Source organism: Flavobacteriaceae bacterium (genome assembly GCA_014075215.1).
In the GTDB taxonomy this organism is placed as follows: domain Bacteria; phylum Bacteroidota; class Bacteroidia; order Flavobacteriales; family Flavobacteriaceae; genus Polaribacter.
The window spans coordinates 2,151,257-2,176,138 of the sequence record CP046177.1 but is presented as its reverse complement, the minus strand read 5'-3'; the positions used below and the strand labels follow the sequence as shown (position 1 = coordinate 2,176,138).

The window sequence follows — 24,882 nt, the reverse complement described above, 5'->3', positions numbered from 1 at the left end:
GCAAAATCATTCCTTTAAAAAACAACAATGAAAGAAATAATGGAAAAAGCAACCATGTGGCTTTCAGATACCTTTGATACTGAAACTCAACAAGAGATACAAAACTTGATTCATGCAAAACCCGATGATCTGGCAGATCGGTTTTATAAAAATTTAGAGTTTGGTACCGGAGGCATGAGGGGAATTATGGGTGTTGGGACTAATCGTATTAACAAGTATACGCTGGGAAAGGCTACCCAGGGGCTTAGTATGTATTTACATCAATGCTATCCCAATCAGGAAATTAAAGTAGCCATTGCCTATGATTGCAGGCACCATAGTAAAGCGTTTTCAAAATTAGTTGCCGATGTGTTATCCGCAAATAACATTCGGGTATTTGTTTTTGAGGATTTACGCCCGACACCGGAACTATCTTTTGCTGTGCGTGAATTAAATTGCCATGCCGGAATTGTATTAACCGCGTCTCATAACCCTCCGGATTATAACGGATATAAAGTATATTGGACAGATGGCGGTCAGATTGTTTCCCCTCATGATAAAGGGATTATTGATATGGTAAACGCTCTGGATTTTGCTGATATTCATTTCAATGCTAATGAAGATTTGATATCCTACATAGGCTCGGATGTAGATGAATTATTTTGGAAATCTTCTGTAAAAAACGGCACTTTTGATATTAAAGGGCGTGAACATTTAAAAATTGTATTTACCTCATTGCATGGTACTTCTATAAAATTAATCCCTGAAGTATTAAAAAGGGCGGGATATACTCAGGCACATGTTGTAAAAGAACAGGAAATGCCTAATGGTGATTTTCCAACGGTAAAATCACCCAATCCGGAAGAACCCGAGGCATTACAAATGGCAGTAGCACTGGCTGAAAAAATAGGTGCCGATATAGTTTTGGGAACCGACCCTGACAGCGATAGAATTGGTATTGCCGTACGTGATACGGATGGAAATATGAAATTATTAAACGGAAATCAAACCATGAGTTTGATGACAGATTTCCTGATACAACAGTGGCAAAACAAAGGGAAGTTAAACGGAAAACAGTTTGTTGGCTCTACCATTGTTTCTACAAACCTTGTAAATGATATCGCTACAAGTTATGGTGTTGAAACCAAAGTGGGATTAACAGGTTTTAAGTGGATTGCCAAAATGATTGTAGATTATCCCGAACTGGATTTTATCGGTGGCGGAGAAGAAAGTTTTGGATATATGGTAGGAGATTTTGTTCGTGACAAGGACGCGGTTACGGCTGCACTTTTGGCATGTGAAATTGCTGCGAATGCAAAAGCAAATAACAGTTCTTGCTATGAAGAACTTCTGGACTTATACACAAAACACTCTTTTTATAAAGAGCATCTGATTTCTTTAGTTAAAAAGGGAATGGACGGGGCTAAACAGATTGCACAAATGATGGTTGATCTGAGAAATAATCCACTAAAAGAAATTGACGGCTCTAAAGTCACTTTTTTATGTGATTATCAATCATCCGTTCGGAAGAATTTAATTACCGGAGAAGAAACCATAATGGATATCCCGAAATCGAATGTTTTAATTTATCATACCGAAGATGTTACTACAATAGCAGCAAGACCCAGCGGAACAGAACCTAAAATAAAGTTCTATTTTAGCGTACATGCTCCTTTGAACAAAGTTGACAATGCAAAAACCGTTGAATTGGAATTAGACAACAAAATCAGAAGGATCATCCGGTCTTTACATCTGTAAATGCACATATTAATTGTACATAATGCAGTTATTCCCGTAAAATTGTACGGAGGTACGGAGCGCATTATTTGGTATCTGGGTAAGGAATTGGCTCGGCTTAAACACAAGGTAACCTATCTTGTAAAAAAAGGGTCTTCATGTGATTTTGGAACCGTAATCCCTATAGATGAATCAAAAGAAATTTGGGAACAGATACCTCGGGGAATAGATGTAATTCATTTTCAGGAGCAAATCAAAAATATTGAAAAAGTCAAAACACCTTATGTGATTACCATTCATGGGAATACAAATGAACAATTCCATTATGATAAAAATGTAATTTTTGTTTCTAAAAATCATGCCAACCGATATAACTCGGATTCTTTTGTTTATAATGGGTTAGACTGGGATGATTATTCGAAGCCTACGTTTTCTAAAAAAGAGTATTTCCATTTTTTAGGCCATGCCGCGTGGAGGGTAAAAAATGTACAAGGGGCTATTAAAACAGTAACTGCTACCCGGCAGGAAAAAATAAAAATAATAGGAGGCGTAAGGTTTAATATTAACATGGGATTGCGTTTTACCTTTAGTTCAAGGGCTTCTTTTTATGGTATGGTTGGCGGGCAAAGGAAAAATGAGTTATTGGATACCTCCAAAGGTCTTGTATTTCCGGTACGTTGGCATGAACCTTTTGGACTTGCCATTACAGAGAGTTTATTTTACGGTTGTCCGGTTTTTGGAACACCCTATGGCTCCCTGCCCGAATTGATAACAGATGATTTTGGGTTTTTATCAAATAAAAGAAAAGAATTGACAAATGCTATTGAACATGCACATGAGTTTTCTCACAAAAAATGTCATGAATATGCGTTGGAAAAATTCAACTCACAAAAAATGGCATTGGAATATCTAAATAAATATGAGAGGGTAATGCTTGGCGAGTTTTTAAATGCTAAAAAACCACAATTAAAAGAAGTTCAAACAAAAAAAAAATTAGACTGGTTTGAATAAGAACTCATTTAAACTTTTTGGATGTAAGCGAACATTAGAAGTTTTTAGATATGTTGAAAGCTTTTTTGAGTTGCATAGCAGCACTACGGAAGGAAAAAAAGATAAAAACAGAGCTAAAAACAGCAATTTTTCAGCAAATTTAAAAAGTTTAAACGAGTTCTAAGTTAAAACCTACCATTTAAAATGACATACTTTAAAAAAATCATACGATTTATATATCCTTATAAAAAATATGCAGTACTAAACATTATAAGCAATATCTTGTACGCGCTGTTTAGCACGCTTAGCCTGATTTCTTTTATTCCTATGCTTGGTATTTTATTTCAGACCAACAAGCGTATGTATACAAAACCCGTATATGCAGGTTTTTCTGAGTTGAAACCTTATTTGGAACAGAGTTTAAACTACTTTGTCACACAGCAAATTGAACAAAGCGGAAACGGAGAAATTAAAGTGTTAGGATATCTCTGTGGTTTCATTATTCTCATCTTCCTGTTGAAAAACCTTTTCAATTATATTGCTTTGTATTTTATGACCATCATTTGTAATGGGGTTATTAAAGATTTACGGAACAGTATTTATGAAAAAATAATAAGTTTACCCATATCTTTCTTTACCGAAAAAAGAAAAGGAGATGTTTTGTCGAGAATAACCAATGACATTCACGAAGTACAATGGTCTTTTTTAAGTGTTTTGGAAATGTTTGTAAAACAGCCGCTTACTATTATTTTTACGTTAATTGCGATGCTTGTTATCAGCTATGAATTAACCTTATTTATATTTGTTTTCATACCTGTTGCCGTATTCATTATTTCATATATCGGAAAAAAATTACGCAAAGATTCTGATGTGGTCCAAAAAGAAAACGGGCGTTTTTTATCTCATGTGGAAGAAACCCTGACCGGATTGCGGATTATCAAAAGCTTTACCGGTGAAAAAAAATTTAGAAATAAGTTTTTAGCATCTACAGGTACATTATTCAAAACCATGAATCGTTTAATGTTTAAACAAAAATTAGCCTCGCCTTTGAGTGAATTTCTCGGAGTTTTGGTGATTACGGTTATTTTGTGGTATGGCGGTAAAATGGTTTTAATAGATGGTACCATTACAGGAGGTACTTTTATCGGTTTTATGGCACTCACATACAATATTCTCACTCCTGGCAAAGATATCTCTAATGCCATGTACAGTATCAAAAGAGGAAATGCCTCTGCGGAAAGAATACTTGAAGTTTTAGAAACTGAAAATACCATTACAGATAAAGAGCATGCTGTTATAAAAACTACTTTTGATAAAGAAATTGTATTTGATACTATTTCCTTCAAATATGAAGATGACTATGTATTAGAGAATTTTTCTTTAACCATTCCCAAAGGGAAAACAGTAGCCTTAGTCGGGCAGTCCGGAAGCGGAAAATCTACTGTGGCAAACCTGATTACCCGATTTTATGATGTCAATGAAGGAGGTATTTTTATTGATGGAGTCAATATAAAAGACCTTTCTAAAAAGTCGTTGTTAGGTCTGATGGGAGTTGTTACCCAGGATTCCATTTTATTCAATGACTCTGTTTTGGAAAATATTAAATTAGGAAAACAAAATGCTACCAAAGAAGAAGTAATGGCAGCTTCTAAAATTGCAAATGCACATGAGTTTGTAAAAGATTTACCGGAAGAATATCTTACCAATATTGGTGATAGCGGAAACAAGTTATCCGGTGGTCAAAAACAACGTTTGTCAATTGCCAGGGCAGTTTTAAAAAATCCGCCTATTATGATTTTAGATGAAGCCACCTCTGCTCTGGATACCGAATCCGAGCAATTGGTACAAGCAGCCTTGGAGAAAATGATGCAAAACAGGACATCATTGGTGATTGCGCATAGATTATCTACCATACAAAAAGCCGATACCATTGTAGTTCTCAAAAAAGGAAAAATAATAGAACAGGGAAAGCATCGGGAACTACTGGAGAAAAAAGGAGAATATTACAATCTGGTTACCTTGCAGTCATCAGCTTAGGTTTCACAAATCATTGAAAAGTTAGAAAGTGTAAAAACCTAACGACAAAGGTCTCATAAAATTATATAGAGGAGACCTTTGCCAAAATAGTGATATATTCCGTATTTGAATTGATTTGACTTCAAATTTCTTCCTTCTCGAAAATTTTAAATCCTCAAAACGAATAGGTTATTCCGGTTGAAAATTTTCTTCGGGCGTCGAACTTTTTCGCCAAATCAATTTTGCAAAGGCCTCTAGAACTTAGCTCAATTAACTTTGTCAAACTTTAAACTTTTCGACTTTAAATGGTATAAAATATTCATCCCTCCATTTTAAAAGCATTTTCAATGTGCTTCCTTCAAATAAATGCTCAGCTTTCTAACTTTAAACTATATCGAACATAAAATAACTACTATTTGTGAAGTTGAAATTATCTTTATATTTGCATCCGGAACAAAAAATATAGAAGTTTTCAGAAAAGTGTTTATTAAAATAAATACTCCATTAAAAGAGGTTTTCCTCAAGCCATTAGTAATGTATCCGAAGCCAGATACAATTGTATGAAGATAAATAATACAAAAACCGGTTTGTAAAAATGAATGAAAACTAACTATTGAAGCCCGGCTGTAAAAATTATGATAGATACTATTTTTATAAAAATAAAAAAATCAAATCTATACTATTATATAACGGTTTTTGTAAGGTTGGCTGTTCCGCCATTTTATTACCGGTTAAGACTCAATTCCTGGTTATCTAAAAAGAAAAATTATGATAAAAAAATCATTGATTCCAGGCTAAATTATTACATATCAACACAAAAAACATCAATTCACTCAAAAACATCAATTCACTCAAAAACATCAATTCCATTAAATCGGATCAAAAAACCTCAGAGAGGAGGTATGTATTATTTTGATTTTAAATTGATTGCTCAATATTTTGTTCCCAAAAAAAGAGTGCATTATCTGTGGGGTGATATTACTGAAAACCAATCTGTGCCTACGATTGTAAAAAGCAGGCCTATCGCACACACCGGAAATTCAGTTGTCATGAAATTAGATCGATTGCGACATTTTAATTTTGTAAACGACCATCTTTCCTTTTCGGAGAAAAAAGATCAGATCGTCTGGCGAGGCATGTTACATAATGAAAGCAGGAAAATGGCAGTTGAAAAATTTCATCAGCATTCCGATTGTAATATAGGAGAATATGGTAGTAAAAATCCGAAAATCAAAGGTGCAAAAGGGTTTTTAAGTATTTCTCAACAATTGAAATATAAATTTATTTTATCTATAGAAGGACATGATGTTGCAACCAATCTCAAATGGATCATGTCATCTAACTCACTGTGCTTCATGCCAAAACCTACCTATGAAACCTGGTATATGGAAGGCAGATTAATCCCTGATTATCATTATGTTTTAATCCGGGATGATTATTCGGATCTTCTTGAAAAAATGACCTATTATAAAAATAATGAACCGGAATCACAAAAAATCATCGACAATGCTCATTCGTGGGTTGCGCAGTTTAAAGATGAAAAATTAGAAAAACTACTTTCTATTCTTGTTCTGAAAAAATATTTTGAAGCTACAAATCAGAACTAGCATTTTTTATATTTCCCCGGTCAATAGCAAGTCCTATTTCTATTCCTTTTTGTATCATAAAATCATAAGAAGCTTTGTACTCATTAGGAATTTTGCCTTCCAAAATAGCTTCTTTAACAGCTTCTTTAATTTGCCCTATTTCTCGGCAAGGCTGTAAGTTAAAAGTTTTCATAATTTCCTCTCCTGAGACCGGCGGTTGAAAATTTCGTATGCTATCCCTTTCTTCTACTTCTTTTATCTTTTCACGAACTTTTTGAAAATTCCGGTGATATCTTTTAAACTTTTTGTGGTTCTTGGTTGTAATATCTGCTTCGCATAAAGTCATTAAGCTGTCAATATCATCACCGGCGTTAAATATCAGACGCCGCACGGCCGAATCTGTAACATCATTAGCCAATGCAATAGGCCTTGAACTTAACAATACCATTTTCTGGACAAATTTCATCTTCTTATTCAATGGCATTTTTAAACGCTTGAATAATGTATATACCATTTTAGAACCTACAAATTCATGTCCGTGAAATGTCCATCCGGATTTTTTGTCAAATCTCTTTGTAGGTGCTTTTCCTATATCGTGGAGCAATGCAGCCCACCGCAACCACAAATCTTCCGTATGCCTGGAAATGTTATCTACGACCTCTAACGTATGATAAAAATTATCTTTATGTCTTTGTCCTTCTATGTCCTCTACCCCTTTCAAAGCGATTAATTCGGGTAAAATCCGGTCTAGTAATTTCGTCTTTTCCAACAGTAAAAATCCGATAGAAGGAAGCGGAGAACTCATGATTTTATGTAATTCATCTACAATACGTTCTCTCGTAATGATCTTTAACCGGTGTGCATTTTTAACAATTGCATTTAACGATTGTGATTCAATTTGAAAATTCAATTGTGTTGCAAAACGAATGGCTCTCATCATCCGTAATGGGTCGTCAGAATATGTGATATTCGCATCTAAGGGAGTTCTGATCATTTTTTTATCTAGATCTTGTATTCCTTCAAAAGGGTCTAATAATAGGCCGAAATCATTTTCATTTAAACTAATTGCCAGGGCATTTATAGTAAAATCTCTTCGATTCTGGTCATCTTCTAATGTTCCCGGAGTAACGTTAGGGTTTCTACTATCCGGTGCATACGATTCTTTTCGTGCGCCGACGAACTCAATTTCCATGTCTTCATATCGCAACATAGCGGTTCCGTAGGTTTTAAAAATCTGAACCGGGGGTTTGTTCGGTAAGAAAGAAGCTACTTTTTTAGCCAGTTCAATTCCATCTCCTATTGTTACGATATCAATATCTTTGGCGACTCCTCTTTTTAGTATATGATCACGTACAAAACCTCCTATCACATAACTGTGTATTTGCAATTGCTTTGATGCTTCGGATATGATGGTAAAAATAGCCGATGTTACTGCTTTTTTCGGGTGCTGATACTGCATGATATTAGATTCTTATTACTTCAACAACATTCCCGTTTATCTTTATAATAGTAGATGATTTATCTGCAATTTTCTCACGTTCCAGATTTACTATATAATCTACGCCTTCTAATACGGATGCTGTTATTTCGGAAAAGGATTTTGGAGTAGGAAATCCGCTGATATTTGCCGATGTTGAAACAATGGGTTTTCCAAATGTGCGTATCAACTTTTTACAAAATAGATGATCGGGTATTCTTATGGCAACGGTATGACCCGAATTCACAACATTTTTTGGAAATCCGATTGGATTATTATAGATAATAGTTGTAGGTTTTTCATTAACGTTTATAATAGTCAATGCTGTTTCAGGGATTGTTGCAACATATTCTTGCAGCATTTCCAAAGAATCTACCAATACTACTAAACTTTTGCTTTCATTTCTTTTTTTTAAAGCATATAACTTTCGAACAGCTTCCGAATGGGTAGCATCGCATCCCAGCCCCCAAACCGTATCCGTAGGATAGAGTATAATCCCCTCGTTTTTTAATTGATACAATGATTGTTTTATTTCCTGCTCAATCGACATAGATAGTTAAAAATATTATACTTCTTTTTTAGCAACAGTAGCATATTGCATATAAAACATATCTAGTTGCGACCCTAAAAACAGGATATTAAAAAAGATGGCAAAGGGGAAGTAAAAAAATGATTTTGTAATATTAATCCCTTTCATTTTTTGAATACTGTAACCACATTCGCGATACATTCTTTTGATACTTTTTTTAGTAAAAAACCGAAAGTGAGTCCTGTCTAAAATAAGATCGTTCGTATATTTCCAATCTCTGTTAAATAGCATCTTGAAAAGATTTTTGGAATATCTGACATTAGGAATGGAAGTCACTAAAACTCCATGAGTGTTTAGTTTTGATTTTAGTTTTACAATATCATTCCAAGGCTCTAATAGATGTTCTATCACATCATTCATAATGATTACATCAAAATAATCATTAGGTAATGTGTCCAACGTATCATCTAAAGTTCCGATAACTACCTTAAATAGTTTTTCTGAAGCTTTTTCAGCAGAGGGTTTATAAGGCTCTACAGCCCAGATTTCATTATCATCCGTAACTAATTGCGCAGAAAAATTTCCCTCGCCGCAACCTATCTCTAACATCTTTTTTGCAGATTTGGGAATAAAAACCAACATTTCCGGTCTAATATTCTTATAGTATTCGTCTTTTTTTTTATGCATTTAACTGTTTCATGTACTTTATGCTTCTTTTACTCAACCACGTTTTTCTGATGACTGCATGCATATAATATGTCATCAATTTCAGATAAATATACAGGTTGAGTCGCAATTTAGGAATAAAAAAGAAAATAATCCCGAAGCTTGCTAAAACCGTTTTAAAAATGAGATTATTTACGATAACCAGTAATTGACTTAAAAAATTGTGTAAGCCTCTAAAACGGTTACTGATATATACGTGTTTGGAGATTAACACTTCTGTTTTGGTAATAGCTGCTGTTTTTATATTAAGTCTTGATGCCCCTCCGTGATTATGTATCATTTCTACATCTTTTAGTAACACAATATCACCATTAGCTTCTTGTACTCTTTTACAAAGGTCAACATCTTCATAATACATCCAGTAAGCTTCATTCCAACCCTTTACCTGTGTATACCAACTCCTGCTCATAAAAATAACAGAACCGGAAACCCAATCGGGGCAAACAACCTGTTCGCCTAAATATTGGTTTTTGATTTTTGATTTGTACACTTTTCTATAAATAGCCCTGGTGAGCCCGAATAGCGTAAAAAGATTTGGAAATACCCGAACCGTTTTTTCATAATGGCCATTGGGATTTTTTTGATGACAAGAAACAACACCTGCGTTTTTATATTTTTTGGCAAATGCTATAAATTTTTTGATTACGGTTCCATTTGCAACAGTATCGGGATTTAAAAAAAGCAAATAAACCCCTTTCGATTTTTTTGCTCCTACATTACAACCATTGGCAAATCCGTTATTCCCCGTATTTTTTATAAACTGGACTCTTGGAAATCTATCTGAAAAAATGGTTAAATTCCCATCAGCCGAATAGTTATCAACTACGATAATTTCCGGAGAAATTTGCTTTGATTCTATAACTGTTAACGCTTGCAGACAACCTTCCAAATGATGCCAACTTCTATAGTTAACAATAATGATCGAAACCACAACATTTGAAAAAGTACCTGACATTTCTTAACGGGTTTTTCTCATTCTGTTTCAGTATTTTTGATCTTCATATATTTTAATTTCCACAGATGGGTATATCTTACCAAAACACCGTATGAAAGTGCATACGATAATACAAGACCCTGAAAGCCATCTAAAAAACCCAGTTTAATAAAATAGTGTTTTATAAATCTTGCCAGTGGTTTTATAATAAAATGATAGGGTGTTAGTAGTAACCCCTTTTTATATAATTCTTCAGATCTAAGCTTGGAATGCAATTCTAGTTTTTCAATATATCTGTTAAAACCTATATATGAATAGTGTAAAATCCTATGGTTTAAAACCCCTAACTTTCTGTCTGTTTTTATTTTTTCATGCACTACTCCCTCATACCTGCAATATTTTTTATTAAAAAGCCGAATTAATTTATCATTTTGTGTACCGCTAAATCTTAGTGCTTTTTTCATAAAGAAAAATGTCCTGTAAATATAGAAACCTGCAAAATCCTTTGGATCTTTAAGAGTAGTTATGACTTCCTTTCGTAAGTCGTCGCTTATCACTTCATCTGCGTCCAACCATAAGATCCAATCATGGCTGGCATGATGTATAGCGTAATTTTTTTGACTGGAAAAATCGTCAAATTTACGTTGCAAAAGAATCGCTTTGGTTTCTTTCACAATTGCCAGTGTACGATCAGTACTAAAAGAATCGATTACAATAATTTCATCGGCAAATTCAACAGATTTTAAAGCGTTTCCTACACGTTCTTCCTCATTAAGAGTAGGTATAATAGTGGTAATCTTTTTCATGGTATTTCTAGACAGCTACATGATATTCTCTGAGTACCTCATTCAATGAAGTTTTTTTGTCGGTACTTTCTTTTCTTTTACCAATAATTAATGCACAGGGTACCTGGTATGCTCCTGATGGAAATTTTTTAGTATAACTTCCCGGGATAACTACGGATCTTTCAGGGACCTTCCCTCTCATTTCTAACGGTTCATCCCCTGTTACATCTATAATTTTGGTGCTCATTGTCAAAACCACATTGGCTCCCAAAACCGCATCTTTCTCAACTCTGACACCTTCCACAACAATACATCTTGAACCGATAAACGCTCCGTCTTCTATAATAACCGGTGCCACCTGTAACGGTTCCAAGACTCCTCCGATTCCCACACCTCCTGACAGGTGTACATTTTTGCCGATTTGTGCACAGCTTCCTACAGTGGCCCAGGTATCCACCATGGTTCCTTCATCCACATACGCCCCGATGTTTACATAGCTGGGCATCAGAATAGTGCCTGCAGCGATATAGGCACCATGACGGGCAACTGCATTAGGCACAACCCGTACACCTTTTTCCCGATACTTCTTTTTTAATGGTATTTTATCGTGATATTCAAAAATTCCAGCTTCCAGTACCTCCATTTTTTGGATAGGGAAATACAATACAACAGCCTTTTTAACCCACTCATTTACCGTCCATCCATCCTCCGTTGGTTTCGCTACACGCAACGCCCCTATATCTAACAAATGTATTACTTCTCTTATCGCCTGTACAGTTGCCTCTTCTGATAACAACTCTCTATTACTCCACGCTTTTTCTATAGTATCTTGTAGTAAATTCATCTTTTTAATTGCTAAAACCTCAATTAAGGAAGCTTATTTTGCAAAAATAAAAATAAAATTCAATCAATGAACGATAGAATTAGGAGCAAATGAATTAGCCTCTTTGAATATAACCAAGCTTATTGAAAAAAAATAAAAACCAAAATTCATCACTTTAAACTACCTTTCGGAATTTAGGTTACATTAGAATTGACCAACTTTCTGATTTTATCAATATAAGATTTTGCTACTTTTGCCTTTTTGAGACTTACATGATAATTTCTATAACGGCAAGTTCTACACATAGAACGGGTGCATAACATTTTGTCGTTTTAAGCAGCTTTATTTTTCTCAGTACAGATTAGGTTAACTACTTTGTTCCATTTATCACTCAGTTTAGTTGTTCTTAATGTGAGCATATTTTGAGCTCCAATTTTAGACCAACGTTGTCCAGAGAGTTTCATTCTTTTTTGAACAACCTCCCTGTTAGCTGCTTCTATGGCTCCAGATCCTATAATACCTGCTCCTGTATTTTGATATTGCTGATAGTCCATACGCGACCTATTTTCGGTATAATATGTGATAAGTTGGCTTTGTTGTTTACGTTGATTTTGCTTTGTCAATTCTAAGTTTTTGATATTCTCAATGACTTGATTTACTTGACTGTTTTTTAGTAGTTGCTCCTGTTGACCAACCCAACTGTTATATGACTCTTGATTAGAGAGACAAACCTTAGCAAAATCGTGTAAATGTTCTAAAGCATGATACCAATCCAATATTTGTGTGGCAAAAGGGTAATGTTGATCTACCCATTTCCATATCCATCTAGCACCATCACCAACAAAAATCAGTCGCTTATCAATACTCCTGTAACAGCCTAAGTATCTATCCATTCTATCTGTAAACTTATCAGCTTTGCCTAAATATGCTTCATACAACGAATGGCGTATCCATCCACGTTTATTTGATATGTCCATACAGCTACTCTGTTTAAAAATTCTGCCTAATTTTACTTCTTTCCAAGCCTCTTCCCGAGTGAAAAGCATCGACCCATCGACCATAGCATATATGCACTCTTGGTTATCTACCTTAAGAATATCAGGTTCAACGGCATCAACCTCCAATACTTTTTCTTGCTCTAATAAACCACCATAAAAGTCTGTGACTCTGTAAAGCTGCATCGCATTGACTGAAACACCTAGAAGATTCGATAAAACTTCATGACCATCTCCATAACAATCGTTTTGACCAATATAAATCATTTTGTCTTGCATATAGGGACTTATCTTAAATCCATTGACTTTTTCACTAAAGGGATGAGTGTTGTTAATCTCTATCTTTCCGTAACGTGATAAGTTTTTTTTACGCCTGTCTTTAGATGGTTCGCTTATACTTCTCTCTAAAACCTCTCGACCATAGTCCGTCCATATTTGATCAAAAGTCTTTTCGTAATCATAGTAACTCTTTATGTTTGATAATTTTGCTATCGCTTGATAACGCTTCTTGGCTTGGGCTAAAAATTCCTCTTCGCTAATCATAATGGTGTCGCTTTTAAAAGTTAATCCTTAAAAATAACTATTTCGCGACAAAATGTTATGCACCCCATAGAACTCATTTAAACTTTTTGGATTTAAGCGAAAATTAGAAGTTTTTAGGGCTGTTGAAGGATTTTTTGAGTTGCAAGGCAGCACTACGGAAGGAAAAGAAGACAAAAACAGAGCGGGAAACAGTAATTTTTTAGCAAATTGAAAAAGTTTAAATGAGTTCATATCATGAAGTGAACGATACAAATTTACTGCACCTTTAATTCTTTGTTCTACTAATTTAATAGTAAATTGATGTTTGGATATTTTCTGACCTTCTTTCAAGGACTTAGAAAAATATTGCTCGAAACTAGAATATGTATATCCTTCATCATCACTAAATGGAAAAATTTCCTCTTGAACCAAATGAAGAGCAGAGTAAAATGCAGTAGTGACAACCCAATCGTAAAACCGTCCATCTGAAAGGAGAAATTCATATACTTCGTAATTATGTTCAGAGTGGGTTTTGGGCTTCAACTTTATTAATTTTGTAATCTAGAAAAAACCCGTCAGAAGCTAATAAACTTTTATTAAAAGTTTCTTCTTCTCTATCTGAAAACATAAACATCACATTGTAATATTTATCATTTAAAACCTGTTCCTCAATTGTTGCAGCAAAATTGTAAGAAACTAAAAAATCTTCAGATATGAACTCGTCTTCAGGGAGAGTAACTAAAATTACAAAATCGTTATATGTATTAATCTTTAAATGGGCCGAAATTGGATTAAAATTGTTTTTCCTTAAAAAGGTAAACATTGAATCAGTAAAATTAGTTGATTTCTCAATGTTCTCATTTAATTTGTCAACAAATAACTGTTTTTTTTCTTTTATACTATCTTCTTTACTTTTTAAATAAGCATCTATAATATCATCATTTGTAAAGATGGTCTTTTTATCAACGGAAACTTCCCAAAAGTTTGGAAATTTATTAGAAGTATCTTGACTTGTAGAAATTATTCCTGACATAACTTTGTAGTTATAAAAGTACTAAAATTGTAAAAAGCAATTGCTTAAATTAAAAATATTTTTTAAGTATGACAAATAAAAAACTAACGTAGACAGGGCAAAATCATACTTTTAACCTTGTGAAATTTTTTCATTTATCTGATTTTTAATTGTTTAAGAGACAGGTTATTTGTACACTACACAAATAACCAATAATAATAACGACTATTATTTAACTGAATATCAAACTTTTGCTATGAATTTTTAAAAACTTGAAAATCTATTTAAAAAGTATGAGTTTGCCCTGAACACATAGCATAAAACAAGTGTAATTTAAAATGAGTATTTTTGAAAAATTCCGGTGTTATGAGTCGAATCATTGCTTTAGATTTTGGTAAAAAAAGAACAGGTATTGCTATTACGGATGAATTGCAGCTCATTGCATCCGGCTTAACAACTGTTAAAACACCGGATATTATCCCTTTTTTAGAAGCCTATTTCAAAAATGAAGGCGTAGAATTAATTGTGGTAGGAAAACCCAAACAAATGGACAATTCAGACAGTCAAAGTGAGATTTTTATACTCCCTTTAGTAAAAAAACTAAAGATGGCTTTTCCGGATGTTCCCGTAAAAAGAATGGATGAACGTTTTACTTCCAAAATGGCTTTTCAAACTATGATTGATAGTGGGCTTAGTAGGAAAAAACGCCAAAATAAGGCATTGGTAGATGAAATTAGTGCTACGATTATTTTACAATCTTACCTGCACAGCAAATAAAGAAAAACATAGCACCATAACTGGCTAATTTTGTACTTTTGCTATCATAAACACGATATACACTTATGATTTTGCCGATAGTTGCTTACGGGGATCCTGTTTTAAGAAAAACAGGAGAAGAAATAACTGCTGATTACCCCGATTTGAAAGAACTAATTGCCAATATGAAAGAAACCATGTACAATGCAAAAGGGGTTGGTCTGGCAGCTTCGCAAATAGGGAAAGCCATTCGGTTATTTATTATTGATGCTGTTCCTTTTGCAGATGATGAAAGTATATCTAAAGAAGAACAAGCAGCATTAAAAAATTTTAAACAAGTGTTTATAAATGCACAAATCCTCAAAGAAGAAGGTTATGAATGGGGATTTAGTGAAGGTTGCCTGAGTATTCCGGATGTTGTTGAAGAGGTATACAGGAAAAAGAAAATAACCATTAGTTATCAGGACGAAAACTTTACTACGCATGAGGAAACCTTAACAGGTTTGGCAGCTCGTATTTTTCAACACGAATACGACCATATAGAAGGTATTTTATTTACGGATAAGTTGACTTCTCTTAAAAAAAGAATCATTAAAAAGAAATTGGATAATATTTCCAGAGGAAAAATAAAAGCAGGATATGAAATGCGTTTTCCGAAACTTAAAAAAAAATAAAATCCATATTAAAATTACATGCCATTCATAGTGCGGAATACCCTAACTCTTAACTTTTTTTAAACCAAATCATGAATTCCCGAAAAGAACAACTGGAAGCCTTTAACCGTCTGTTAGATATCATGGATGAACTTCGTGAAAAATGCCCGTGGGATCGAAAACAAACACTGGAGTCCCTTCGCAATCTTACCATTGAAGAAACGTATGAACTGGCAGAAGCTATTCTGGATAATGATTTGGAAGAAATTAAAAAAGAGTTGGGAGATCTGTTATTACACATCATTTTCTATGCAAAAATAGGCTCGGAAAAAAAAGCTTTTGATATAGCTGGTGTAGCGAATACCATTTCTGATAAACTCATAAACCGCCACCCTCATATTTACGGAGATATTACTGTTGAGAATGAAGAAGATGTACAACGGAATTGGGAAAAACTAAAACTCAAAGAAGGTAAAAAATCTGTTTTGGAAGGCGTCCCTAAAAGTTTACCGGCAATGATAAAGGCAGAAAGAATCCAGGACAAGGCAGCCGGAGTTGGCTTTGATTGGGAAACACCTCACCAGGTGTGGAAAAAAATACAAGAAGAATTAGCTTAGTTAAATACCGAAATAGAAAAGGGTAATCCCGAAAAAATAACTTCGGAATTTGGAGATGTGCTTTTCTCTATGATAAATTATGCGAGATTTATGAATGTAAACCCGGAAAACGCTCTTGAGAAAACAAATAAAAAATTCATAAACAGATTTCAGTATATGGAAGATGCCGTAGAGAAAGAAGACAAAGCATTGTCTGAAATGTCTCTGGCAGAAATGGAAGTTTTCTGGAATGAATCAAAAAAGTATTTCTATTAATCTTCCCAGGTGATTTTTTTAATGACACTCTGCCTTTTTAATGTTGGACCCTTGTTAGCTAATTAAACAGCATTATCAGAGCATTCCTCAAATCTTTGAATTTTTGAATCTTTCACAAAAGAAAAACTTCTGATATATTTGGATATAAAAAATAATTTGCATAGCTTTGTTTCTGTAGTGTTAAGGTAAAAAGAGCTGTGGCTTAAAAAAATTGAAACCAATTGAATTTTAATACCCCCATACCTTTTCAGACGTCTTGTTTCGTTGCACGATTTTTAGAAACGTCTTTTTTTGAATAAAACAAAAAAGGCATAAACCGGGCAGTATGTAAATGTTTACTGTTCCGGTATAGAAACAGAGGCATTCCAAAAAAATGCCTGTAAAAAACTATCCGGTAATTGTGGTTTATATGGAACACAGCAAAACCGGTGCGTATTAACTAATTTTAATAACTTTAAACGATGAAAATGAAAAAAGTATCATTTATCAAAATCGGGGTCTTGGTCTTTGGCCTATCTTTGTTCTTATGGAACTGTATCTGAGAAGACTTTATGAATCCTCAAAACACCGTTACCTCTAACAAACTCAAGTATTCCTTAACCAAAATAACCTACCTGGAACTACTTGCAGACAAGGAAATAAAACCCTCTTTACCTCTGATTGAAAGACGATTTTCTAAGCACTCGCCACAAAGCATCTACAGCAGAAGTGCTACTGAGGTTGCAGAAGGCCTCACCATTTTTACCGATGAGATTAACAGAATTGTCATAGACGATGTCATTACCTGGACATTTCAGACAGAAAGCCCTGTTTTGGAAACTTCTGATTTTGAAAACTTTCTGGTAAAAAAACACAACGGTGTGTTTACCTATTTTTTGGTCTCTTATGAGTTCACTGACCTTACCGATTCCGAAACATTGTATGAGAAAGCCACTTCATACCTGATTTCCGAAGAATATTTAAGCCTGGAAGGCCTCAACCTGTCTTCCAGAGATGTTTTTGACTGGGTTTTTCCAAATGGTGGTGGTGGTACGGGTAGCGGCCCTTGTGACGGTATTTTGGTATATGGCCACTGTAATTTGGGAGGCAATGCGGACGGACACTGGCCGGTTTTGCAAAACGATGGGTTTACCTATTGTAGCGGTAGTCCGCTGTTATATATAGATTTTTCACACTGTGAGAACTACGGTGTTCCGGACCCTCCTGTGGGAGACCCGCCGGGAGGAGATGATGGCTCCGGAGGAGATCAGCTTATTGGAGGTGGAGGTAGCGGAGGAGGAAGCTCCGGTGGTGATGGAGATACAACGCTTACGGCTCCTGTTGAGTTGGCAGACCCCAGATGTCCTGAGGGAAGTGGAAAGGTGATGGTAGACGGTGTTTGTGTATGTCCGGAAGGGAAAATAGAAAATGAAAATGGAGTTTGTGTATGCCCCGAGGGCTATAAAGCAAATGGTAGAGGAGATTGTATTAAAGAAGGCCATTGTTTTGAACTCGATAGCATGATGAGTGCTACAAGCAGCAGCAATCCTTATATACTAAACGGTAGTGCCAATGACCCCACCGGAGAAAACACCCATCTCAGAATTGCAATTATTAATATGAGAGACCATTTGGACAGTAATTGGGAACATGGCTATGCATTTTATAACAGAGGTAATTTCCCGCAATATGGCCCTTATGCACATCATTATCCTACTCAAATGCAAAATCATGTTTATTTACCAGGTAGAGCATACCAATTTGGTTCCATACATACACACCCGGTAAACGATGTAGCCATTCCCATGTTTTCGCATGATGATATGTATTCTTTGCTGAAAATTAGAAATACCTACGTAAATTTAGGTTCGACATTGCTAAACGACAACAACCCGGCAGGAGATGATTTGTTTCTCAATATTCTGGTAGTAAAACAAGGTGCAGATGCGCAGGTATATGCCATTAAGATCAGTGATGTTTCCAAACTCCGGGCACTTGAAGCAATTCATCAAAATAGTGAAAAATGGGACAGATATGGTAAAAAACTGAGTAAAGAATATACTGATAGTGCCAACCTTTAGATTAGCAAATAGAAATAATTACTTAAAATAAAAACATAATAGTTATGATGAAATTTCTTTTTTTGCTTCTTTTTTTCTTTGTTAATAACTCTTATTTTGTTGATAACCAAAAACACAAAAGAACGGAGTGAACTTTAGCGGCCAGCTAGCTTTTTAGAGCCATCCCCCGTATTAGTCTCCGTTCTTTTTAAAAGTTACTTAGAACCATATAGAATTTCAGTTTCTGCCCTTATTAAAGGTCTTAGTTTAAGTAACTATTATTAATATCTAATTACAAAATTATGAAAACAAATGAAATTATCGGAATCGATGTCAGTAAATTATTAATTGATGTTTGTATCTATTCTAAACAAATTGTTCAACAGTTTGAGAACAGTAAATCTGGATTTAAATTAATGCTAAAGTGGAGTTTTAAAAATTCGTCTTTCTCTAAAGAAGAAACCATGTTTGTATTTGAACATACAGGAATGTACTCTCATTTATTATCTGTGTCTTTAACTGAACAAAAATTATCTTTTTTCATAGCTTCTGGTTTAGAAATTAAAAGATCTATTGGTATTGCTCGTGGAAAGGATGACCAAATTGATGCCAAACGCATTGCTCTATATGGGTATCGATTAAAAGAAGAACTTAAACCCAGTAAGCTACCTAAAAGAAGTATATTACAACTAAAAAGTCTCTTATCTTTAAGGACAAAACTTAACAAACAAAGAGCTGGTTTTAAAGTTACTTTGAAAGAACAAAAAAGAATTTATAAAGCAAAAGAGTATAAAATAATCTTTGACGTTCAACAAAAAATGATTGCAGAACTAACCAAACAAATACACAAGATTAATACTCAAATGCAAGCTATTATTGACCAAAATATAATGTTAAAAGAAACCTATAAACTTGTTACTAGTGTTAAAGGTATAGGAATGCAAACTGCTATAATGATGATTGTGTTTACTGACAATTTTTCAAAATTTGAAAACTGGAGAAAGTTTGCCTCTTATTGTGGTGTTGCTCCTTTTCCTTACCAATCTGGAACTAGTATTAAAGGACGTACAAAAGTCTCTCATTTGGCTAATAAAAAATTGAAAGCAATTATTAATATGTGCGCTATTTCTGCTATACAACATAACCCAGAAATGAAATTATACTATCATAAAAGAATAAAACAAGGCAAAAGTAAAATGAGTACCGTTAACATTATTAGAAACAAATTAATAGCAAGAGTGTTTGCCGTTGTCAAACGACAAACACCCTATGTAGATACTTTTAAATTTGCTGCATAAATTAGTAAAAATAATATCTCAACTTTTACTTGTTTTTATCATAGAATACGGGGTTAACGGTTCTGCTTTGGATTATCAGAAAGTTTTTTTACAATTTGTAAAAGACCGGGATTTGGGCCTGGATTTATACCAAATGGAACAGTTCCATTCGGGAACTCCCCATGTACGTGAAAAATGGAAAAAACTTACCCTGAGTGCCGACGAAAGCACTGTAATAGAAGAACCTTGTACTAATAACTAAAATTAAAAACCATGAAACAGCTAATTATAATCATCATCGCTTTTGCTGTAATCGCATGCAAAGCACAACACCCCGTAGTAGGACTGGATGCTTCTTATGATACTCCGGAAGGAGCCTATTATAAAGATTTGGACAACGAACTGAATAAATTTGTGGGCACCTGGAAATTCATTTCTTCAAATGAAGAATTAATTATTGTATTAAATAAAAGGGAGAGAAAACTAATAAATAACGATTATTATGATTTATTAGCAGGAGAATATTCCTATAAAGAAAACGGTACGGAATTGGTAAATACTTTACCACTTAATATTAATGAAAGCTATAATATTGGAGGAAGTTATATCTCCAAGCCCAATGAACGTCCGAGATGCAATACATGTCATCCTGACGAACGTAGAATAGATTTGTATTTTAAAGACCCAGAACGGGACTATTTAAATTCTAATATCGTTTTACGTTATATTCCCAATAGCAGCCCTCCTCAAATGACAGTTACAATATACCAAAGGCATGGAGCCATTATACCTGATGAAACGTCTCCTATAGATACCAGAGTTCCCAGTGGTGAGTATCTAATGGTAAAGCAATAAAAACAAAAAGAAGTAAGCGGTTGTTGTCTTACTTCTTTTTTTAAAAACCATGAAACAGCTAATTGTGGTTCTGTCTTTAAAGGCTGCCAGGCAATTGACAGGCTACTTTTTTAGCAAGGTAAACGGGCAGTGGAAAATTATGAATGTACTGTGGCAAAGTATTCCCGGAAAAGAAGAATAATTTTTTCTGTAAAAAAACTAAATTTTGATTAAAAAATACAACATTTAGTTTCACTTCAGTAACCACTTCGTTAGTCCATACATTTTTTTCATTTGTTTTTGTGAACTTTCAAATGAAAAAATTCATGTACTTTTATGAATAGTAATTGAAATATGAGCATGAGTACGGAAAAAACAGTGATTCATCCTGCATGGTAAACAAAACAATACATATACGGAAATGAAAGCTATAGCCATGATTCCCGCACGTTACGGGTCTACACGCTTTCCTGGTAAGTTAATAGCCGATTTGGGAGGAAAGCCTGTAATTGTCCGTACGTATGAAGCTGCAGTAGCAACAAATCTTTTTGATGAAGTATATGTGGTTACCGGTAGCAAAATTATCAAGGAAGTTATTGAAAATTACGAAGGAAAAGTATTGATGAGTAGTAAAGAACATGAATGCGGTACAGATAGAATTGCAGAGGCAGTTGAAAATTTGGAAGTAGATATTGTAGTAAATGTTCAGGGAGATGAGCCCTTTGTAAAAAAAGAACCTTTGGAAAAAGTATTAGCTGTTTTTAAAGATAAAAATGCTACTCAAATTGATTTAGCTTCATTAATGCAGGAGATCACTAATTGGGAAGATATAAACAATCCCAATAACGTGAAGGTAATTGTTGGTAAATACAATTTTGCATTGTATTTTTCCCGTTCGCCAATTCCGTATCCCAGAGATAAAAATGCCGGAGCACGCTATTTTAAGCATATTGGAGTATACGCATTTCGGAAACAAGCTCTTTTAGATTTTTACAATTCACCTATGCTTCCTCTGGAAGGAGCGGAGAAAATAGAAGGTATCCGTTATTTAGAATACGGCAAAAAAATAAAAATGGTGACAACTGGCTCTATGGGGATTGAAATTGACACACCGGAAGATTTAGTAAAAGCACAGAAATTTATAGCTAAAAAAAGAAGTAACAAAAATCAATGATTCCTGTCTTAGAGTTAGTAAACTAATAAAACCATGAAAACAATAAGATTATCTTTTTTGGCCCTTTTAGTAGGTGCCACTCTGCTTTTAAGTTATCATATATATCAACAGGAGAAATTAAACCAGATATATACTGATGATTTGATTGAACTTTCCAATATCAAATATGGTTTGTTTAATGTAGATAAATGGAAAAGTGTATTTGCCAATGTAATAGCTTCCAAAATAAATGATTTTACTTTGGAAAACACCGATGAAAAAGTCCTCAAAAAAGAAATTATGGCTTTTCTGAATAAAGCCATAGATGATTTTGAAAAGAAATTTACCGAAAGTTCAACGGGTGGTATTGCCGGTTTTTTTAGAAAAAGTATTTCTTCTATGTCAGGGATTTTTGACCAGGTAAAAAAAGAAATTCCAGTTTTTACAGACCAGATTTATGATTTTTTAATTAGCGGAGATAGTCAGGAAATGTTACGGCAATATCTGGAAACTCAACTGGATGCTTATACAAAAGATACATTTTTAACAACCGATTATACGACATTAAATAACATTGTTAAAAAGTACAACGGCAAAGATAAAACAGATACGATAGCCATTATAACAGAAAAAATAGTTCAAAATAATGTAAACAAAGAATATTATCACTACACATTATTAGTTGTGTTTATGATAATCGTCTTTATAATATTATTTTTAAAAAATACCAATAATATAACCTTTTTACTTTTTACCTCCTATGCTTTAATACTGCTGTTTTTAGGGGTCTTTTTACCGATGATTGCCATTGATGCCAGAATATCCGAACTCAACTTTCCGTTTTTAGGAGAAAACATTCAATTTAAAGATCAAGTACTATTTTACAAGAGTAAAAGCATTATGGAAGTTGTAGAATTAATGATTGCTCAAAACAGGATAGATTTGTTTTTTGTAGGTGGACTTGTATTTTTATTTAGCGCGGCTTTTCCGCTTTCGAAATTAATAACTTCTATCATCTATATATATAACCATCAATTACAAAATAATTCCGTGATCAGGTTTATGGTTTTTAAAACAGGAAAGTGGTCTATGGCTGATGTTTTTGTAATTGCTATTTTTATGGCTTACCTGGGTTTTGACGGCCTTATAACAGAGCAGTTAAACCAATTGCAAGCACTTACCGGATCAAATGCGGTACTGACTACTAATAACTCCAGTTTATTATTTGGTTTCTATGCTTTTACATGTTTTGTATTATTGAGTTTATTCTTATCTGAAAAAATGAAACGTCGCTGATTGAGTAGTTATTAAGCCTTGACTATTTATAAGTTTAAAAGTTTCAGGGTTTGGTTTACAAGATTTGATTTAAAAGGTTAATCTAAACGAATCAAGTCAATCCGGCTGTCTTTTATTTTCTCATTAAGTGTTTTTATTCGGTGGTTGAAAATATCATAGAGCTTGGCCAACTCTTTGTCAATCTCTTTGCTGATTTCATTTTTAAAATCAATAGCCTGTTGCGTAGGGGCATAACTGCCAATTCTGGTCAACGAATTTAAGTGCGCCAATTTGTTGTTTAAACGAATGGGAAAGTTCAACGGATCTTGATTACTCTTACTTTTTGTTTGATATAATGTTTCTTCAACCTTTGTCATATCTTTTACCAGAGCATCTGCATATTCCAACAGCGCTTTGTGTTTTTCTTTGTCCTTGACTGTTTTTGTAAAGGCTTTTATCCTGGCTCTGGCCTTCTTTACCTTTTTTAACGCTTTGTGAATTTCAGTTACTTTTTCATTGATATCGTTAATAAAATAAAACTGCGCCTTTATATCTGCCAAAGTAGTTTCGGAAACAGGATTTTTAAGGATGGTAAAATTTTTAGATTTTAAAGTTTCCTCTACTTTTAAGGTCACCTTATAAGTGCCGGGTAAGGCCATAGGGCCGTTTAAAGAAGCCCACCATAAGATCATTCCTTTCACACGCTCGGCTCCGGGATACATCATATCCCAATAAAAAATGTTATTCCCGTCTTTTACGGTTAGTTTTCCTTCTTTTTTCTCTTGGTCAGGTTTTGCGCTAAACGTTTTAATCAGTGTGTCTTTGCTATCATAAATATGAATTGAAACAGTATCTTTTTCTGCATTTTCTCTAATAAAAATAGCTAAGTTCTAATAAATATATGTATTATCTTTGATAAAAACAGATTATATGATTCCATCAGATTTTAGAGATTATTTCACAAACAGTTCTACAGCTACTCAGCAAGAGATTGTGTCGTCTTTACTATCACTGTCTTTGCAAGGGAGTGCTGTTAAAGATGATAAACAGGATAAAGCTATTACCTGTCCACATTGTACAAAGAAACGTATTCGAGCCAATGGTAAACTCAAAGGTGTTCAGCGTTATTTTTGTAATGATTGTAAGAAGAACTTTAGTGAGACTACAGGCAAGTTTTGGTATGGTATAAAGAAGAAAGACAAATTAAGCAAGTATCTATACTGCCTATTGTCTGGCTATAGTATTAGGAAAAGTGCCAAAGAAACAGGGATATCCATTCAAACCTCTTTTGATTGGCGACACAAATTACTCACCTCATTTTCTAGTGTTTCAGTAGAAGAATTTCAAGGTATTGTTGAGAGTGACGATTTGTTCTTCGCTTATTCAGAAAAAGGAAATCGTCATTTAGATAGAAAACCAAGACAACGCGGTGAGAAAGCAAGCAAAGCGGGCATAAGCAATGAAAAAGTAGCCGTAATTGCTACTTGCGATAGATCTGGAAACAAAGACTTTAAAGTAGCAACCAGAGGTCGTATAAGTAAAAAGGGCTTAGATAAAGTACTCAAAGGAAAGCTCAACAAAGTAGAGGTCATCTGTAGTGATAGTCATAGAAGTTATGGTGCTTTTGCAAAAGCAAATACACTTAATCATAAAAAGTTTAACGCCTCAAAAGGACAGCGAACTATAGATAAAGTGTACCACGTACAAAATGTTAATAATATGGATATGCGATTGAGAAAATTTATGGAGTCTTTCAATGGTGTTGCAACAAAGTACCTTCAAAATTACTTGAACTGGTTCTTGGTTCTTGAAAAAATTAAGAATTCCACTAGCAAAATGACCGCTGTTACTGCTATTGCTTCAAATAGCGTATGGTATGAATATAAACAATAACTATTTAATATGTTAATTA

The 24,882-nt window shown here is 34.1% G+C and carries 23 protein-coding genes and 2 pseudogenes; 15 read left to right on the top strand and 10 right to left on the bottom strand.

Annotated features, from left to right (window positions below; all coding sequences use genetic code 11):
• The first annotated feature begins 27 nt into the window (after window positions 1-27).
• From GKR88_10735 to GKR88_10715, 5 genes are all read left to right on the top strand, one after another.
• Window positions 28-1,737 carry a phospho-sugar mutase gene (locus GKR88_10735; protein QMU64715.1) on the top strand — a complete coding sequence of 570 codons (1,710 nt, stop codon included), beginning with the start codon at window positions 28-30 and terminating at the stop codon, window positions 1,735-1,737.
• Complete coding sequence (locus GKR88_10730; protein ID QMU64714.1) at window positions 1,738-2,727, top strand: glycosyltransferase; 990 nt, start codon at window positions 1,738-1,740, stop codon at window positions 2,725-2,727.
• Window positions 2,720-2,890, top strand: a complete 171-nt coding sequence (locus GKR88_10725) for a hypothetical protein (GenBank protein ID QMU64713.1) — start codon at window positions 2,720-2,722, stop codon at window positions 2,888-2,890. Before GKR88_10730 ends, GKR88_10725 begins: the two co-directional genes overlap by 8 nt.
• Window positions 2,891-2,910: 20 nt before the next feature.
• Window positions 2,911-4,743, top strand: a complete 1,833-nt coding sequence (locus GKR88_10720) for an ATP-binding cassette domain-containing protein (protein QMU64712.1) — start codon at window positions 2,911-2,913, stop codon at window positions 4,741-4,743.
• A 614-nt stretch (window positions 4,744-5,357) separates the two neighbouring features.
• Window positions 5,358-6,329: a lipopolysaccharide biosynthesis protein gene (locus tag GKR88_10715; GenBank protein ID QMU64711.1), complete on the top strand. Its 972-nt coding sequence runs from the start codon at window positions 5,358-5,360 to the stop codon at window positions 6,327-6,329.
• Here GKR88_10715 and GKR88_10710 read toward each other — a convergent pair.
• The 9 genes from GKR88_10710 to GKR88_10670 all read right to left on the bottom strand — a co-directional run bounded on the left by GKR88_10710 (window position 6,313) and on the right by GKR88_10670 (window position 14,132).
• Entirely contained in the window at window positions 6,313-7,767 is a 1,455-nt protein-coding gene (locus GKR88_10710) for an HD domain-containing protein (GenBank protein ID QMU64710.1), read from the bottom strand. The genes GKR88_10715 and GKR88_10710 overlap by 17 nt on opposite strands.
• Before the next feature lie 4 nt (window positions 7,768-7,771).
• Window positions 7,772-8,335 carry a threonylcarbamoyl-AMP synthase gene (locus GKR88_10705; GenBank protein ID QMU64709.1) on the bottom strand — a complete coding sequence of 188 codons (564 nt, stop codon included), beginning with the start codon at window positions 8,333-8,335 and terminating at the stop codon, window positions 7,772-7,774.
• A gap of 15 nt (window positions 8,336-8,350) precedes the next feature.
• Entirely contained in the window at window positions 8,351-9,001 is a 651-nt protein-coding gene (locus GKR88_10700; protein QMU64708.1) for a methyltransferase domain-containing protein, read from the bottom strand.
• Window positions 8,994-9,995 (bottom strand): glycosyltransferase, encoded by a 1,002-nt coding sequence (locus GKR88_10695; protein ID QMU64707.1) that lies wholly within the window; start codon window positions 9,993-9,995, stop codon window positions 8,994-8,996. The genes GKR88_10700 and GKR88_10695 overlap by 8 nt, the downstream gene beginning before the upstream one ends.
• Before the next feature lie 17 nt (window positions 9,996-10,012).
• Window positions 10,013-10,780: a glycosyltransferase gene (locus GKR88_10690; protein ID QMU64706.1), complete on the bottom strand. Its 768-nt coding sequence runs from the start codon at window positions 10,778-10,780 to the stop codon at window positions 10,013-10,015.
• A 7-nt stretch (window positions 10,781-10,787) separates the two neighbouring features.
• Window positions 10,788-11,603, bottom strand: coding sequence for a 2,3,4,5-tetrahydropyridine-2,6-dicarboxylate N-succinyltransferase (locus GKR88_10685; protein ID QMU64705.1), 816 nt, complete (start codon window positions 11,601-11,603; stop codon window positions 10,788-10,790).
• 311 nt (window positions 11,604-11,914) lie between these two features.
• The gene (locus GKR88_10680) at window positions 11,915-13,120 is read right to left on the bottom strand and encodes a hypothetical protein (GenBank protein QMU64704.1); all 1,206 of its coding nucleotides are present in this window, start codon (window positions 13,118-13,120) and stop codon (window positions 11,915-11,917) included.
• Window positions 13,121-13,147: 27 nt separating this feature from the next.
• Entirely contained in the window at window positions 13,148-13,642 is a 495-nt protein-coding gene (locus GKR88_10675) for a hypothetical protein (protein ID QMU64703.1), read from the bottom strand.
• Complete coding sequence (locus GKR88_10670) at window positions 13,620-14,132, bottom strand: hypothetical protein (GenBank protein ID QMU64702.1); 513 nt, start codon at window positions 14,130-14,132, stop codon at window positions 13,620-13,622. Before GKR88_10670 ends, GKR88_10675 begins: the two co-directional genes overlap by 23 nt.
• A gap of 345 nt (window positions 14,133-14,477) precedes the next feature.
• On the opposite strand from GKR88_10670, the gene ruvX reads away from it, so the two are divergent.
• The 9 genes and pseudogenes from ruvX (at window position 14,478) to GKR88_10625 (ending at window position 22,991) form a co-directional block, all read left to right on the top strand.
• Window positions 14,478-14,888, top strand: a complete 411-nt coding sequence (ruvX, locus tag GKR88_10665) for a Holliday junction resolvase RuvX (GenBank protein QMU64701.1) — start codon at window positions 14,478-14,480, stop codon at window positions 14,886-14,888.
• A gap of 65 nt (window positions 14,889-14,953) precedes the next feature.
• Window positions 14,954-15,541: a peptide deformylase gene (locus tag GKR88_10660; GenBank protein ID QMU64700.1), complete on the top strand. Its 588-nt coding sequence runs from the start codon at window positions 14,954-14,956 to the stop codon at window positions 15,539-15,541.
• Between the two features lie 71 nt (window positions 15,542-15,612).
• Window positions 15,613-16,392, top strand: a pseudogene (mazG, locus tag GKR88_10655) (nucleoside triphosphate pyrophosphohydrolase).
• A gap of 551 nt (window positions 16,393-16,943) precedes the next feature.
• Window positions 16,944-18,452, top strand: coding sequence for a hypothetical protein (locus GKR88_10650; GenBank protein ID QMU64699.1), 1,509 nt, complete (start codon window positions 16,944-16,946; stop codon window positions 18,450-18,452).
• A 281-nt stretch (window positions 18,453-18,733) separates the two neighbouring features.
• On the top strand, window positions 18,734-19,729 hold the full coding sequence (locus tag GKR88_10645) for a transposase (protein ID QMU64698.1): 996 nt from the start codon (window positions 18,734-18,736) through the stop codon (window positions 19,727-19,729).
• The gene (locus GKR88_10640; GenBank protein ID QMU64697.1) at window positions 19,719-19,970 is read left to right on the top strand and encodes a hypothetical protein; all 252 of its coding nucleotides are present in this window, start codon (window positions 19,719-19,721) and stop codon (window positions 19,968-19,970) included. Before GKR88_10645 ends, GKR88_10640 begins: the two co-directional genes overlap by 11 nt.
• Before the next feature lie 11 nt (window positions 19,971-19,981).
• On the top strand, window positions 19,982-20,563 hold the full coding sequence (locus GKR88_10635; protein ID QMU64696.1) for a hypothetical protein: 582 nt from the start codon (window positions 19,982-19,984) through the stop codon (window positions 20,561-20,563).
• 400 nt (window positions 20,564-20,963) lie between these two features.
• Window positions 20,964-21,716: a 3-deoxy-manno-octulosonate cytidylyltransferase gene (kdsB, locus tag GKR88_10630; protein QMU64695.1), complete on the top strand. Its 753-nt coding sequence runs from the start codon at window positions 20,964-20,966 to the stop codon at window positions 21,714-21,716.
• A gap of 33 nt (window positions 21,717-21,749) precedes the next feature.
• Entirely contained in the window at window positions 21,750-22,991 is a 1,242-nt protein-coding gene (locus tag GKR88_10625; GenBank protein QMU64694.1) for a hypothetical protein, read from the top strand.
• Window positions 22,992-23,068: 77 nt separating this feature from the next.
• On the opposite strand, the pseudogene GKR88_10620 reads toward GKR88_10625, so the two are convergent.
• Window positions 23,069-23,857, bottom strand: a pseudogene (locus GKR88_10620) (glycosyl hydrolase).
• A gap of 43 nt (window positions 23,858-23,900) precedes the next feature.
• On the opposite strand from GKR88_10620, the gene GKR88_10615 reads away from it, so the two are divergent.
• On the top strand, window positions 23,901-24,863 hold the full coding sequence (locus GKR88_10615; GenBank protein ID QMU64693.1) for an IS1595 family transposase: 963 nt from the start codon (window positions 23,901-23,903) through the stop codon (window positions 24,861-24,863).
• The last annotated feature ends 19 nt before the right edge of the window (window positions 24,864-24,882 follow it).

What these genes read in the sequence shown, in the direction of transcription:
- GKR88_10735 (QMU64715.1), top strand. Translation starts at nt 28, where the DNA reads ATGAAAGAAATAATGGAAAAAGCAACCATGTGGCTTTCAGATACCTTT.
- GKR88_10730 (QMU64714.1), top strand. Translation starts at nt 1,738, where the DNA reads ATGCACATATTAATTGTACATAATGCAGTTATTCCCGTAAAATTGTAC.
- GKR88_10720 (QMU64712.1), top strand. Translation starts at nt 2,911, where the DNA reads ATGACATACTTTAAAAAAATCATACGATTTATATATCCTTATAAAAAA.
- GKR88_10715 (QMU64711.1), top strand. Translation starts at nt 5,358, where the DNA reads ATGATAGATACTATTTTTATAAAAATAAAAAAATCAAATCTATACTAT.
- GKR88_10710 (QMU64710.1), bottom strand. Translation starts at nt 7,767, where the DNA reads ATGCAGTATCAGCACCCGAAAAAAGCAGTAACATCGGCTATTTTTACC.
- GKR88_10705 (QMU64709.1), bottom strand. Translation starts at nt 8,335, where the DNA reads ATGTCGATTGAGCAGGAAATAAAACAATCATTGTATCAATTAAAAAAC.
- GKR88_10700 (QMU64708.1), bottom strand. Translation starts at nt 9,001, where the DNA reads ATGCATAAAAAAAAAGACGAATACTATAAGAATATTAGACCGGAAATG.
- GKR88_10695 (QMU64707.1), bottom strand. Translation starts at nt 9,995, where the DNA reads ATGTCAGGTACTTTTTCAAATGTTGTGGTTTCGATCATTATTGTTAAC.
- GKR88_10690 (QMU64706.1), bottom strand. Translation starts at nt 10,780, where the DNA reads ATGAAAAAGATTACCACTATTATACCTACTCTTAATGAGGAAGAACGT.
- GKR88_10685 (QMU64705.1), bottom strand. Translation starts at nt 11,603, where the DNA reads ATGAATTTACTACAAGATACTATAGAAAAAGCGTGGAGTAATAGAGAG.
- GKR88_10680 (QMU64704.1), bottom strand. Translation starts at nt 13,120, where the DNA reads ATGATTAGCGAAGAGGAATTTTTAGCCCAAGCCAAGAAGCGTTATCAA.
- GKR88_10670 (QMU64702.1), bottom strand. Translation starts at nt 14,132, where the DNA reads ATGTCAGGAATAATTTCTACAAGTCAAGATACTTCTAATAAATTTCCA.
- ruvX (QMU64701.1), top strand. Translation starts at nt 14,478, where the DNA reads ATGAGTCGAATCATTGCTTTAGATTTTGGTAAAAAAAGAACAGGTATT.
- GKR88_10660 (QMU64700.1), top strand. Translation starts at nt 14,954, where the DNA reads ATGATTTTGCCGATAGTTGCTTACGGGGATCCTGTTTTAAGAAAAACA.
- GKR88_10650 (QMU64699.1), top strand. Translation starts at nt 16,944, where the DNA reads ATGAATCCTCAAAACACCGTTACCTCTAACAAACTCAAGTATTCCTTA.
- GKR88_10645 (QMU64698.1), top strand. Translation starts at nt 18,734, where the DNA reads ATGAAAACAAATGAAATTATCGGAATCGATGTCAGTAAATTATTAATT.
- GKR88_10635 (QMU64696.1), top strand. Translation starts at nt 19,982, where the DNA reads ATGAAACAGCTAATTATAATCATCATCGCTTTTGCTGTAATCGCATGC.
- kdsB (QMU64695.1), top strand. Translation starts at nt 20,964, where the DNA reads ATGAAAGCTATAGCCATGATTCCCGCACGTTACGGGTCTACACGCTTT.
- GKR88_10625 (QMU64694.1), top strand. Translation starts at nt 21,750, where the DNA reads ATGAAAACAATAAGATTATCTTTTTTGGCCCTTTTAGTAGGTGCCACT.
- GKR88_10615 (QMU64693.1), top strand. Translation starts at nt 23,901, where the DNA reads ATGATTCCATCAGATTTTAGAGATTATTTCACAAACAGTTCTACAGCT.